At 58.6% G+C, this 12,650-nt stretch carries 11 protein-coding genes and 1 tRNA gene; 6 read left to right on the forward strand and 6 right to left on the reverse strand.

The window, feature by feature from the left end:
- Window positions 1-34: 34 nt before the first annotated feature.
- The 3 genes from AADW22_RS12190 to rlmB all read right to left on the reverse strand — a co-directional run bounded on the left by AADW22_RS12190 (window position 35) and on the right by rlmB (window position 1,838).
- Complete coding sequence (locus tag AADW22_RS12190; RefSeq protein ID WP_184581706.1) at window positions 35-502, reverse strand: CoA-binding protein; 468 nt, start codon at window positions 500-502, stop codon at window positions 35-37.
- A 231-nt stretch (window positions 503-733) separates the two neighbouring features.
- A complete protein-coding gene (locus AADW22_RS12195) occupies window positions 734-1,051 on the reverse strand; it encodes a hypothetical protein (protein WP_407473810.1) in 318 nt (105 codons plus the stop codon).
- A gap of 10 nt (window positions 1,052-1,061) precedes the next feature.
- Window positions 1,062-1,838 carry a 23S rRNA (guanosine(2251)-2'-O)-methyltransferase RlmB gene (gene rlmB / locus AADW22_RS12200; RefSeq protein WP_037944591.1) on the reverse strand — a complete coding sequence of 259 codons (777 nt, stop codon included), beginning with the start codon at window positions 1,836-1,838 and terminating at the stop codon, window positions 1,062-1,064.
- A gap of 127 nt (window positions 1,839-1,965) precedes the next feature.
- Between rlmB and AADW22_RS12205 the strand changes: the two genes are divergently transcribed.
- The 3 genes from AADW22_RS12205 (at window position 1,966) to AADW22_RS12215 (ending at window position 4,590) form a co-directional block, all read left to right on the forward strand.
- Window positions 1,966-2,049, forward strand: a tRNA-Tyr gene (locus AADW22_RS12205).
- A gap of 121 nt (window positions 2,050-2,170) precedes the next feature.
- Window positions 2,171-3,175 carry a hypothetical protein gene (locus tag AADW22_RS12210; protein ID WP_407473811.1) on the forward strand — a complete coding sequence of 335 codons (1,005 nt, stop codon included), beginning with the start codon at window positions 2,171-2,173 and terminating at the stop codon, window positions 3,173-3,175.
- Between the two features lie 122 nt (window positions 3,176-3,297).
- Window positions 3,298-4,590: an O-acetylhomoserine aminocarboxypropyltransferase/cysteine synthase family protein gene (locus AADW22_RS12215; RefSeq protein WP_260003297.1), complete on the forward strand. Its 1,293-nt coding sequence runs from the start codon at window positions 3,298-3,300 to the stop codon at window positions 4,588-4,590.
- Window positions 4,591-4,683: 93 nt separating this feature from the next.
- On the opposite strand, the gene AADW22_RS12220 is transcribed toward AADW22_RS12215, so the two are convergent.
- Window positions 4,684-5,382, reverse strand: a complete 699-nt coding sequence (locus AADW22_RS12220) for an SIMPL domain-containing protein (RefSeq protein ID WP_254704214.1) — start codon at window positions 5,380-5,382, stop codon at window positions 4,684-4,686.
- A 224-nt stretch (window positions 5,383-5,606) separates the two neighbouring features.
- Here AADW22_RS12220 and AADW22_RS12225 point away from each other — a divergent pair, with 224 nt between their 5' ends.
- Window positions 5,607-8,267, forward strand: coding sequence for a hypothetical protein (locus tag AADW22_RS12225; RefSeq protein ID WP_407473812.1), 2,661 nt, complete (start codon window positions 5,607-5,609; stop codon window positions 8,265-8,267).
- Window positions 8,268-8,333: 66 nt separating this feature from the next.
- On the opposite strand, the gene hppD is transcribed toward AADW22_RS12225, so the two are convergent.
- Window positions 8,334-9,428, reverse strand: a complete 1,095-nt coding sequence (gene hppD / locus AADW22_RS12230) for a 4-hydroxyphenylpyruvate dioxygenase (RefSeq protein ID WP_037944596.1) — start codon at window positions 9,426-9,428, stop codon at window positions 8,334-8,336.
- A gap of 133 nt (window positions 9,429-9,561) precedes the next feature.
- On the opposite strand from hppD, the gene AADW22_RS12235 reads away from it, so the two are divergent.
- On the forward strand, window positions 9,562-10,020 hold the full coding sequence (locus AADW22_RS12235) for an Lrp/AsnC family transcriptional regulator (protein WP_005854326.1): 459 nt from the start codon (window positions 9,562-9,564) through the stop codon (window positions 10,018-10,020).
- Window positions 10,021-10,065: 45 nt separating this feature from the next.
- Window positions 10,066-12,003 carry a cation:proton antiporter gene (locus AADW22_RS12240; protein ID WP_407474595.1) on the forward strand — a complete coding sequence of 646 codons (1,938 nt, stop codon included), beginning with the start codon at window positions 10,066-10,068 and terminating at the stop codon, window positions 12,001-12,003.
- Between the two features lie 79 nt (window positions 12,004-12,082).
- Here AADW22_RS12240 and AADW22_RS12245 read toward each other — a convergent pair whose 3' ends face one another.
- Complete coding sequence (locus tag AADW22_RS12245) at window positions 12,083-12,598, reverse strand: CarD family transcriptional regulator (RefSeq protein ID WP_009825020.1); 516 nt, start codon at window positions 12,596-12,598, stop codon at window positions 12,083-12,085.
- Window positions 12,599-12,650: the final 52 nt, after the last annotated feature.

Here is a 12,650-nt window from a genome sequence, read left to right on the forward strand (position 1 = left end):
CACAGTATATTTCTTGACGCGTAGCAAACTGGGGTCAAAGCTTGCTGGAGATTATTCCCGTTGCAAAGCCTCCCATGCGCAATTCGCCGAAAAGGCGCTGATATTCAATCTTCGGGCATCTGTTTTGAATAACGGTCACGCCCTTTGCTTCCGCTTTTGCGGCAGCTTCAGGATGCTGCACCCCGATTTGCATCCAGATCGTCGCCAGATCAGGAAACACCTCTAATGCCTCGTCAACGATTTCTGGCACAGTCTCTGACCGTCTAAAAATATCGACCATGTCAACGCCACCTTCGATGTCTGACAGCTGCGAAACCACCGTTACCCCCAATAGTGTCTTCCCCGCATGCACCGGATTTACCGGAACAATATCGTAGCCCTTGGTCTTCAAATATCGCGCGACATAATAGCTTGGCCGAACCGGGTTCAACGAAGCCCCCACGACCGCGATACGCTTCGTCTGCGTCAGAATATTTTTCAATTGGGTATCGGTGTAGGTCATGCTTCTTACTAAACCTCTAACGGTTCAAAAAAAAGCGCCCTCGACGATAAACGTGAGGGCGCAAAGGTATGGAACGAGGGACAGTTAGGTGATCGGCGAGAGTTCCAAACTCGCCGTCATACACGATAGGTAGGAACGATTTGCTCCATTCAAAGTGCATGTGACAAATCCGTGAAGAAACGATGAATGCGCCAGCCATTTTCCGCCGAATCTCGCTCCTGACAGCGTAAACTAGTCAAATATATCGTCGATCACATCCGCGACCTCACTCGCGACCTTTGTGATCCAGGTTTTCTTTTTCTTCACTTTTCGATGCTTAGGCTTGCGAATAGCAGCTGCCGCTTGGGCATGTGGAAATTTCCGCAGCCCCGCCGCAGGCCTGCCGCTGGTATTGGGCTTTTCAGAATTGCGAGGGAGCGGAATTTGTTTCAGATCATGCAATGGTGCGCCGCATTGTGCGCAAGCCAGCTCGTGCCGCCCTGCCCCCAATGTCAGCGCTGCCTTGCTGCCGCAAAAACAGCATGTCGCGATTTTTGTCGGGTAACTCATGCAATTATGCTCAGCTGTGATCCCGCGACGCATATAGCGCGATCGCCGCTGCATTTGACACGTTTAGCGAACCGAACCCGCCCCCTGCGTCGATTCGGACCAGCGCATCGACGGTTTCTTTGGTTTTTTCACGCAGACCTGGCCCTTCGGCCCCCAGCACAAGCGCCACCGGACGGTCGCGCTTCCCCTCCAGCGCAGATTCGACAGTCATATCGGCTTCGCCGTCCAGACCAAGAACAAGATACCCCATCGATTGAAGCTCCTTGATCGCGTCGGCTAGGTTCCGGACACGCAAATACGGCTGCCTCTCCAGCGCGCCACTCGCTGTTTTCGCAAGCGCCCCGGTCTCGGGCGCAGCGTGATGACGCATGCCCACAACCGCCGATGCGCCTAATACCTCTGCGGACCGCAGAATTGCACCAACGTTATGGGGGTCTGTCACCCGATCCAGCAGCAACACGCGCGGTGCTTCAGCCCCGATGCAGACATCCTTGAGCGCCCCCCAACTCAGCGGTTTGACCTCTAGTACGGCTCCTTGATGCACGGACCCGGGGTCCAGCGGCGGGCGAAATTTTCGCGGATCAACGACCTCTGGTTCAATGCCGGCCTTGGCAATCGCCTCTTCCAGCTTGATCTGAGCATTCGGCGTGACCATCAGCTTAATCTTTTCACGCGCGGGATTTTCCAGCGCGTCGCGCACCGCATGAAGGCCAAACAACCAAACTGTTTGGTTCGCATCTGCCTTCTTTTCCTGCTCTTTTTGCACAACCCACTTAGGTTTTTTCATCGCCGAACCTTCTATCTTTCATCGCAAGGTAAAATTCCCTGCATTTCGCGCCGGTTTTCGCCTTGACGCCTATACTGCCCGCTTGTAATCACGCCTTCACATCCGGTGCAATGCACAGGGTGAAAGTGGGCGACAGGCCGCAAGGTGTGGCAGGGGACTGTAACTCCCTCGCGGAGACGCACGCCTGGTTCGATTCCAGGGTCGCCCACCACTTTCCCCTCTTCGACTATCCTCAAGTATAGCGGCACAGCCGTTTGATACATTGTGTTCCGATGTGAATTTGTGACACATCTTATGCATTTAGAACGCATACGAAATGATAGGGGTGACCCGTGTCCCATGCTTCCCGGCCGGATCAGGCTTTCAACATCGCGATCGTCGGGCAACACGGGCGGCTGGCTTATGAGGCTCTGTTGTTTGCTGCATCGCTGCGCCACCACAGCCCCCATTTTTCGGGCAACCTCTATGTGATGGAGCCGCAGCCCGGCCCGCTTTGGTCGGGAGATCCACGAATCAAGAACCCCGATGTTATCAGCGCGCTCCACAATCTTGGCGCAGAGGTGATCCCGTTTGACACAAAGTACTTCGGCGAGAGCTATCCATATGGAAATAAAATCGAAATGCTCAATGCGCTTCCAAAAGCTGAGCCCTTCGTTTTCTTCGATACGGACACGTTGATCACTGGCGACCTGATGTCGGTCCCCTTCGACTTTGACCGCCCGATGGCATCCATGCGGCGCACAAACACATGGCCTGTTCCCCAGCTGTACGGACCACAATACGCCGGTCTGTGGAAATCCCTTTATGACAAGTTTGACCTAGATTTTGACAGCAGCCTCGACCTGTCTCAGCCCGACGACTATTGGCAACGGTATCTGTATTTCAACGCAGGCTTCTTTTTCTATCGCTGCCCTCACGAATTTGGTGAAAAGTTTTTGCACTATGCCCTGGCGATCCGCGATGACGCGCCGGAAGAGCTGTGCGCGCAGTCTTTTGACCCTTGGCTTGACCAAGTCGCGTTGCCGCTGGTTATTCATGCGCTTGGTGGGTCGCGCGATACCTTGCCTGACGGGCTGATCGACGGGTCTGTTAGCTGCCACTATCGCCTGCTGCCCTTGCTTTACGCACGCGAACCGGACCACGTCGTTGAGACTTTAGAAACGATTGCAGCACCAAATAAACTGAAGAAAGTTTTAAAGGGTTCGGAGCCGATCAAGCGGATGGTCTATCAAGGCCGCGGTCGCAAGGCGCGGGCTCTCTTTGATCAGGACAACCTGCCGCGCAAAGAGCAGGCCATTCGGAACCGTTTGAAATCAAACGGCTACTGGATGCGGTAGCGTCGACCGCATTTTATCCGAGTCGGCAAACAACATCCTAAGCGTGACAGAAGCGACCTACAGCTTGTGCGTTCACATCGGTTCACCTAACCATATTGAAGACAATTTTAGGGAGAACAACGATGACAGATAGCCCCAACTATGGTTTTGATACCCTGCAGATACACGCAGGGGCCAAACCTGATCCGGCGACCGGTGCGCGGCAGACGCCGATCTACCAAACCACGGCCTATGTGTTTCGCGATGCGGACCACGCGGCGGCGTTGTTCAACCTGCAAGAGGTGGGGTTCATCTATTCCCGCCTGACGAACCCGACCGTTGCTGTCTTGCAGGAACGCATCGCCACGCTTGAGGGGGGCGTTGGTGCCGTGTGTTGCTCTTCCGGGCACGCGGCACAGATTATGGCATTGTTCCCGCTGATGGGGCCGGGCAAAAACATTATCGCCTCTACCCGTCTATATGGGGGCACGGTGACGCAGTTCAGCCAAACGATCAAACGTTTCGGTTGGTCTTGCAAGTTTGTCGACTTTGACGACGTTGATGCCGTGAAAGCAGCGGTTGACGACGATACCCGTGCGATCTTTGGCGAAGCCATTGCCAATCCTGGCGGCTACATCATGGACGTACGTGCCATTGCCGACGTGGCGGATGCGGCAGGCGTTCCGCTGATCATCGACAACACAACCGCGACACCCTACCTGTGCCGCCCAATCGAACTTGGCGCGACTCTGGTGGTACATTCGACGACGAAATACCTGACCGGCAACGGCACGGTAACAGGCGGCTGTATTGTGGATTCAGGCAAGTTCGATTGGTCCGCGAATGATAAATTCCCGTCGCTGAGCCAGCCGGAACCTGCTTACCACGGTCTCAACTTTCACGAGACCTTTGGCGGCTTGGCCTTTACCTTCCACGGCATCGCGATCGGTTTGCGGGATCTTGGCATGACAATGAACCCGCAGGCCGCGCATTACACCCTGATGGGGACAGAGACACTTTCGCTGCGCATGGAACGCCACGTAGAAAACGCCCAGAAAATCGCGACTTGGCTCGAGAATGATGACCGTGTCGACTATGTCACCTATGCGGGGCTCGAATCCTCGCCCTATTTCGAGCGTGCGAAAAGCGTTTGCCCCAAAGGGGCCGGCGGGTTGTTCACCTTTGCGGTGAAGGGCGGATACGACGCCTGCGTCAAATTGGTAAATGCGTTGGAGATTTTCAGCCATGTCGCAAATCTTGGCGACACCCGGTCGCTGATCATCCACTCTGCCTCCACCACGCACCGTCAGCTTAGCCCCGAGCAGCAAGAAGCCGCGGGCGCCGGCGCGAATGTTGTGCGCGTTTCCATCGGGACAGAGGATGCCGCCGACCTGATCGCCGATCTAGATCAAGCGCTGTCCAAAGCGACGGCTTAAGCTACGACCTATAAAAGACCCCCGCCAAAGCAACCCTTCGGCGGGGGTATGTTTACCCATTCAAACCTTCAAATGCCGCGAGGCAGCAGAGGTTTAGTCAGCCTCGGCGATTTCGAACTGCAGCGTGACTTGCGCGCTGATGTCGATCTCTCCGGTCTCGATGGGCATATCCATACTTTTCATCTGGGCACCCCGCATCTCCATCGGGCGGAAACCCTGGCTCGATTCGGACATGCTGGTGAGTTTACCAAGCTTAACGCCAGCGGCATCTGCAAGCTGCTGCGCACGCGCCATCGCATCCTCAACGGCCCTCTCTCGGGCCTTGGCCAGCGCCGCTGCATTATCCTGCAAGCCGAACTGCAAGCCGTTAAAATCATTCGCGCCCTCGGCCACGACCGCATCCAGCAATTGCCCAAGTTTGCTTAGATCGCGAACCGTTACACTGACGGTGTTACCCGCCTCGTAGCCCGATACTTCCACCGGGGACGCATCTTCGCGGGGGCGATTGTCATAGACGGGCCGCAGATAAAGCCCGCTGGTCTGACGGTCGAGGCCCGCGATCTTCAATGTGTCCAATTGGTCTAGAATGCCGCGCACTTTTTCAGACGTCTGCGCCATTGCGTCCGAAGCAGAGGCCGCCCGCTCGCTCACGCCCAAGCGGATCGTCGCGGTATCAGGGGCAAGCGATACAATGCCCTCGCCATTCACGGTGATCCCCTGAGGTGCTTGTTGCGCCAACGCCCCTGACGCAAAACCGGCACAGACGATCGCAGCAATTTTCAACATTCGCATATTCATGACCTTTTTTTACTGTGATATCCCTTGGCAACATATGTGGCCTCCCGCCTAAGTTGCCGCAAGCCTCCTCTGCGCTCCGCTCTTTTCATGAGCAAACTACTGCTCTATTCTTTTGCTGTGAACGGGCGCTCTGTTTTGCAGGCGATCCCCATGGTATTGGCAATCTGCTGCCGTCCGAATGTCCCACCGTCCCAATGCCTCTAGTCAAAAGCGTTCCAATGAAGCCCAATTTTGCACTGTCTCTCTCCTTCGAAGGTATTCGCCTCCTGCACCGCGCCCCTGATGGATGGCGGCAGGTGGGTGAAGTGGCCGTCGACGCGGAGGATATGGCCGCCCAACTGGCCGCCTTGCGAAGCACCGCCACCGCGCTAGAGCCGAGCGGCCTGCGCAGTAAGCTGCTGATTCCGAACGATCAAATCAAATACATGACAATCGACACCGCAGGGCTTAGCGATCAGGCGCGGCGCGAACAGGCCGAAGTGGCCCTTGATGGCGCGACGCCCTATGCCGTCGAAGATTTGGTCTTTGACATCAGCAATGACGGCCCCCGCACGCATATCGCCGCCGTCGCCCGCGAAACACTGGCCGAGGCCGAGGCCTTCGCGACCGAGCATCGTTTTCACCCCGTCAGCTTTGCCGCCCAGTCCGACGATCATGATTTTACCGGCGAGGCATTTTTCGGCCCAACAGACTCCGCCCCCAAATGGTTGGAGCCGGGCGATTCTGTGGAGCGTGACAAAGGGCCATTCGTTATCCTGGGCGATGTGGAGCTGCCTCCGGAGGATACTTTGCCGCCGAAAGGTGATACGGCTGCTGAGACGGAAAACCCCGGTAAAGCCGATGATGTGACGGCGGATGCGTCGCAGGAGGGTGACAGCACGTCGGATGCTCCGGCGGCTGATGCCGCAAAGCCGGAAGCAAAGACGGCTGATGCGCCTCAGCCTGCAAGCCAGAAACCAGCAGACGCCCCCGCGCCCAAAGCGGCAAAGCTTGACGCGCCTCGCGTTGCACCCGCGTCCCCATCGGTGACGCCCCCGCCACGCAGGGCGTCGGCCCCTGCCCACGCCAAAACGCCCGAAGTGTCAACTGGAAAGGCACCGGCACCCGCGGTACTGAAACCAGATGCCACATCTGTTGAAAAAAATGGGGCAGCGACACCCAAGCCCGCGCCCGCCGTGTCCAAAGCCCCGCCCGCGGCACCTGCCGCACCGAAAGCCCCCGCGGATTTTTCCAGCCGACGCAGCGCGCCCATCGTCACGGGTGCCGCCGTGCGCGGTAGCGTGCAGCCCTTGTCGCACACGGGCGGGCCGGTCCCCGATAGCAGTTCGTTAACCGGTGCCAAACACACACAGCCCGCCAAGTCGTCGCCTTTCGGCTTTCTGAAACGCCGCAAGCCCCGCGCGACACCACCTCCGCCCAAACCAATCGCCGCAAAAGCGGCCCCCATTCCCGGCAAGGCCCTTGCCACGGGGGCCAGCGAAGTCGACCAGATGACCGTTTTCGGGGCCCGCAAAGAGCAGTCCATCGGAGGCAAGCCGCGCTTTTTGGGGCTGGTTCTGACCGCAGCTTTGCTGGTGTTCCTCGCGGGCGTTGCAGCTTGGGCGTCTGTCTTCCTTGATGATGGGTTAGCGCTTTCGCGGCTCTTTGGCGGTCGTGACACCACGCAGACCGCCTCTGCCCCACCGGAGCCGGTGGTCAAACAGCAGGTGGAAAGCCGTGAGGACCCCATCATACCGCAGGCCCCGCCCGAGACTACGGCTGACACCACTGTCGCCGCGCTTGATCCCACGCTCAGCGATGAAGACGGTGCGGTTTTGGACGCGATGCGCGTGCCACAGCAGCTGCAACCGCGCGAGCTGACCGCGCAGGAAATCGAAGCGAAATACGCGACAACCGGCATTTGGGCCATCGCGCCAAAGACACCAAAAGCGCCGTCGATGGTGACGCTGGATGATCTGTTCATGACCAGCATCGATCCCGTCAGCACCTCGAATGACGCTGTTGCACTGCCGACGCTCGCGTCCTTTGGCGGGGATACGGTCGATATCAGTTCGGCCCCTCCGGCGGCGGCGGGCACGTCGTTCACGCTGGATGATCGTGGTCTGGTTGTTCCAAGTCCGAATGGCACGTTGAACGCGGATGGGGTTTTGGTTTTAGCCGGGAAACCGGCCCGTGTGCCCCCTGCGACCCTCGCCCGCCCCGGTGCGGTCGAAGAGGAAGAGGTTGAGGATACGGTTGTTGCGGCCCTGCTCGGCTTTCGCCCCAAGCTGCGCCCCGAGGATCTGCCCGAACAGAACGAGCGCGCCAATCTGGGCGGGGTGACCCGCAACGAACTTGCCGCGTTCCGCCCCACCCTGCGCAGCGCCGACGTCATCAGGGCCGCCGCTGCAGCCAAACAAGCCGAGGTTGACGCCGCAGCAGAGGCAGCAGCCGCCGCGATCAAAGCCGCCTTGCCGCAAGAGCCGGTGAACAACGCGACGCAATACGCGACAGAGGTGTCCAAGCGACCAGACACGCGCCCCGGTAACTTTTCGCGCATCGTACGTCGGGCCGAACGGGCGCAGCCTGCGCCTGTGACGGTCGCCAGTGCGCCGGCTGCGGTCACGCCACAGGTAGTACAGCCTTCGGTGCCGTCGAAAGCCTCCGTATCTAAGCAGGCAACTGTGAAAAATGCGATCAAACTGCGTCAAATCAATCTGATCGGGGTCTACGGCAAACCATCAAGCCGCCGCGCCTTAATCCGGCTGAGCAACGGGCGGTACCAGAAGGTTGCCGTCGGGGATCGTCTGGATGGCGGCCGCGTCTCCGCGATTGGCGAGGCCGAATTGCGGTATAACCGCCGCGGGCGCGATGTCGTGCTCAAGATGCCGCGCGGCTAAACCACGCAAGATCTGACTGCTCGCTACATGAAAAAGCCGCATCCGAAGATGCGGCTTTCTGTCGTTTCAGGCTTCGCTCAACTCGCCACTGTCGATTTGTTCTTGCTCGATGCTTTCGAACAGCGCCTTGAAGTTCCCTTCGCCAAAACCGTCGTCCCCTTTACGCTCGATAAACTCGAAGAAGATCGGCCCGATGACAGTTTTCGAGAATATCTGCAGCAAAATACGGGTTTCGCCGCCATCGACGACCCCTTCCCCGTCAATAAGGATGCCGTGTTTTTTCATCCGATCAAGCGGCTCTTGGTGGCCGGTGACGCGATCCTTGCTCATCTTATAGTAGGTCTCGGGCGGGCCGGGCATGAATTTCAACCCGTTGTCCGCAATGGCATCTGTCGCATCATAGATGTTCCGCGCGCCCACGGCGATGTGCTGGATCCCCTCGCCGTTGTATTTCTTGAGATAGGCCACGATCTGCCCCTTCTCGTCGCGATCCTCGTTGATCGGGATACGGATGCGGCCGCAGGGAGATGTCAGCGCGCGCGAGGTAAGGCCGGTAAACTTGCCTTCAATATCGAAAAACCGGATCTCGCGAAAATTGAACAGATCGCCGTAGAACTTGAACCAGACGTCCATGTTCCCCTTAAAGACATTGTGGGTCAGGTGATCGAGATAGTAGAAACCGACGCCAGCGGGTTTGGATTGCGCGATCCAGTCGTATTCCTCGTTATAGGGCGACGTGTCGTAGTACTGATCCACAAAGTAGATTAACGACCCGCCGATCCCCTTGATCGCGGGCACATCCAGCACCTTGCCTGCGCCTGTATATTCCTCCGCCCCTTTGGCAACAGCGTGGTCCAGCGCCTTTTGCGCATCCACAACCCGCCAGCCCATCGACGGCGCACAGGGGCCATGCTCGGCCACAAAGCCTGCGGCAAAGCTGTCAGGGTCAGCGTTCAGCACATATGTGATGTCCCCCTGCTGCCAGAGTTCGATTTTCTGCGTCTTGTGGTTCGCCACATGGGCATAGCCCATACGGGTAAATAGATCGCGAAGCTCCTGCGGGTCGGCGCTGGCGAACTCGACGAATTCGAACCCGTCGGTGCCGGCCGGGTTTTCATCGGTGATTTTGGATTTTTCGGCGTCATGCGGAAACGGACCCATGAGATGCTCCTTTAATAGCGTTCGTGCGCAGTCTATCGCCGGAATCACGCTATCTTTGCGCAAACATACAAGTGTGACTGGCTATTCGCGCGGGGTTGACGCATGGTTTTATCATTCTATGTGAGAATACCGCATGACATTAGATGATATCGATAAACGCCTGCTGGCGGCGCTGCAAAAGAACGCACATCTCACGGCTCAAGAGCTGGGAGAGAAGCTGCACCTATCCCCGTCCCAAGCAGGTCGGCGGCGGCAACGGCTTGAAACCGAAGGGTATATCCAAGGCTATACGGCTCGGCTCAACCCCGAACGGTTGGGGCTGACGGTACAGGGCTTTGTGCAGGTCCATCTGGGCACCCACGGGCCCGAACATTCCGCCAGCTTTGCGCGGCTTTTGGCCACCCGCCCCGAAATCGTTAGCGCCTGGACGATGACGGGGGATGCGGATTATTTGCTGCGCGTCTATTGTGCAGACCTGCCCAGCCTGAACCGCCTCATCCATGATGTGCTGCTCCCCCATGGTGCTGTCGCAAAAGTGCATAGCCAGATCGTTATGGATCAGCTTAAACGAGACGGGCCCTTGCCCACCTGATTGACCCGCTCGGGGCCTGCCCGACACAAAGAAAGTATGCCCCTTATGGAAGGTTTCCTGTTTCAAGCCTCGATCTATCTCGCTGCGGCGGTGATTGCGGTTCCCATCGCATCGCGTCTGGGGCTGGGGTCGGTGCTGGGATATCTCGCGGCGGGGATCCTGATCGGGCCGGCCTTCGGGCTGGTTGGATCGGAGACCAAGGATTTGCAGCATTTCGCCGAATTTGGTGTGGTGATGATGCTGTTCCTCATCGGGCTAGAGCTTGAACCCCGCGCCCTGTGGAACATGCGCCACCGGCTGCTGGGGCTTGGCGGGATGCAGGTCGTGCTTAGCGCTGCGGCGCTGATGGGCATCGCGATGGCCTATGACCAACCGATGGGTGTGGCGATTGCGATCGGCCTCACGCTGTCGCTGTCGTCAACCGCGATCGTGCTGCAAACCCTTTCAGAAAAGGGTTTGATGCAAACAGCGGGCGGTCGGTCCGTCTTTTCGGTGCTGCTGACGCAGGATATCGCGGTGATCCCGATCCTCGCGTTCCTGCCGCTGCTTGTGGCGCAGCTGCCCGCGCAAATGCGACCGGACGGGTCGATCTCGGTGAACCCCGAGGATGCCGCCCACGGGACAGAAGCAGCCTCGGGGCACGGTCCTGCGGCGGCGGGTCATGGTGCGGAAACCGCGCAGGCGGCAATTTCACTGGTGCAGGGGCTGCCGGGTTGGGCCATCACGCTGGTCACCTTGGGTGCCATTGCCGGGATCATCATCACCGGCGTGTTTTTCACCCGCCCCGTTTTCCGGTTTATCCATGCCGCCAAGCTGCGCGAGATGTATACCGCTTTGGCCCTGCTGATCGTCGTCGGGATTTCCTTCCTGATGATGCTGGTGGGCCTGTCGCCCGCACTTGGGGCCTTCCTTGCGGGGGTGGTGCTGGCCAGCAGCGAATTCCGGCACGAACTGGAAACCGACCTCGAGCCGTTCAAAGGGCTGCTGCTGGGGCTGTTCTTCATCACCGTGGGGGCGGGTATTAACTTTGACCTGCTGTTCGCCGATACGATCATCATCGTCGGGATGGCGCTGCTGGTTATTCTGGTGAAGGGCCTGATCCTTTACGGGCTTGGCACCCTGTTCAAGCTGCAAGGGCGCGACCGTTGGCTCTTTGCGCTTGGTCTGGCGCAGGCGGGTGAATTCGGCTTTGTGCTGGTCAGCTTCTCGGTCGCCACGGGGGTCATGCCCAATGACGTGGCCGAGACATTGTTGCTGGTCGTCGCCCTATCGATGCTGATCACACCGCTGCTGTTCATCACCTATGACCAGATCAGCAAACGGATGGATACGAAATCCGGCCCCATCGTTGCGGACGAGATTGACGAGCAAGGCACCGTGATCATCGCAGGTGTCGGGCGGTTCGGGCAGATTGTGAACCGTCTGGTGCAAGCCAGCGGCTTTCGCACCGTCGTTCTGGACCACAACCCCGAAACCATCGCCGTCATGCGCCGCTTTGGCTTCAAGGCGTTTCTGGGCGATCCGACCCGCGCTGATATTCTGCGCAAGGCCGGTCTGCGCGATGCCAAGGTTCTGGTCGTCGCGCTGGATGATCCCAAGTCGGCCTTGCAGCTTATCGCCTATGCGCGCAAGGAACGGCCCGACCTGCATATCGTAACCCGCGCCCATGACCGGACGGATGTGTACCAACAATACCAGGCCGGCGCGAATGACATCGTGCGCGAGATGTTCGACAGCTCGCTTCGGGCGGGGCGCTATGTGTTGGAAAACCTCGGGCTCTCCGACTACGAGGCGGCAGAGGCGCAGCGGATGTTCTATTCGCACGACCGTGCGTCTGTCCGCGAGCTGGCGGCCCTGTGGCGCCCTGACATCCCACCAAGCGAGAACAAAGCCTATGTGGCCCGCGCGAAAGAGCTACAAAAGGATCTGGAAACCGCGTTCCTGAACCGGATCGACCAAGAGGATAAGACCCAAGGGTCGTAGCCCCCCTCGCCCTTCAGACACCAAAAAGCCGCGCCCGATATGATATCAGGCGCGGCTTTTCTAAATTTAACGGATGCGATCAGGCCGCGGCGACGCGGCTTTCCAACACATCACCGACCTGCTTGGAGGCCGCCAGTTCGTCCCCACCGGCGACGGCGGCAACTTCACGGGTCAGACGCTCAAGCGCGGCTTCATACAGCTGACGCTCGGAATAGCTTTGCTCGCGCTGGTCGTCGGTGCGGTGCAGGTCGCGTACGACTTCGGCGATGGCGATCAGATCACCGGAGTTGATCTTTTGCTCATATTCCTGCGCGCGGCGCGACCACATGGCGCGTTTGACCTTGGCCTTCCCCTTCAGGGTTTTCATCGCATGGCTGATCACGTCAGGGCTGCTAAGCGCGCGCATGCCAATTTCTGTGGCCTTATGGGTGGGCACCCGCAGCGTCATCTTGTCTTTCTCGAACGCGATCACGAACAGCTCCAGCGAGATGCCCGCGACTTCCTGCTCTTCGACCGAGATGATCTGACCAACGCCATGCGCCGGATAAACAACGAATTCATTCGGGCGGAAATCTAGCTTCTTCGACTTGCTCATACAGTGGCTCCTTGGGCGCGGGGACGGCCCGCATGGGTAAATATGCTGTCAC

The organism is Sulfitobacter sp. PM12 (genome assembly GCF_045586035.1).
In the GTDB taxonomy this organism is placed as follows: Bacteria; Pseudomonadota; Alphaproteobacteria; order Rhodobacterales; family Rhodobacteraceae; genus Sulfitobacter; species Sulfitobacter pontiacus.

Bases quoted from the DNA above. Each gene is read 5' to 3' on its own strand.
- AADW22_RS12225 (WP_407473812.1), top strand. From the start codon at position 5,607: ATGAAGCCCAATTTTGCACTGTCTCTCTCCTTCGAAGGTATTCGCCTC.
- rlmB (WP_037944591.1), bottom strand. From the start codon at position 1,838: ATGAAAAAACCTAAGTGGGTTGTGCAAAAAGAGCAGGAAAAGAAGGCA.
- hppD (WP_037944596.1), bottom strand. From the start codon at position 9,428: ATGGGTCCGTTTCCGCATGACGCCGAAAAATCCAAAATCACCGATGAA.
- AADW22_RS12235 (WP_005854326.1), top strand. From the start codon at position 9,562: ATGACATTAGATGATATCGATAAACGCCTGCTGGCGGCGCTGCAAAAG.
- AADW22_RS12195 (WP_407473810.1), bottom strand. From the start codon at position 1,051: ATGAGTTACCCGACAAAAATCGCGACATGCTGTTTTTGCGGCAGCAAG.
- AADW22_RS12190 (WP_184581706.1), bottom strand. From the start codon at position 502: ATGACCTACACCGATACCCAATTGAAAAATATTCTGACGCAGACGAAG.
- AADW22_RS12245 (WP_009825020.1), bottom strand. From the start codon at position 12,598: ATGAGCAAGTCGAAGAAGCTAGATTTCCGCCCGAATGAATTCGTTGTT.
- AADW22_RS12240 (WP_407474595.1), top strand. From the start codon at position 10,066: ATGGAAGGTTTCCTGTTTCAAGCCTCGATCTATCTCGCTGCGGCGGTG.
- AADW22_RS12215 (WP_260003297.1), top strand. From the start codon at position 3,298: ATGACAGATAGCCCCAACTATGGTTTTGATACCCTGCAGATACACGCA.
- AADW22_RS12220 (WP_254704214.1), bottom strand. From the start codon at position 5,382: ATGCGAATGTTGAAAATTGCTGCGATCGTCTGTGCCGGTTTTGCGTCA.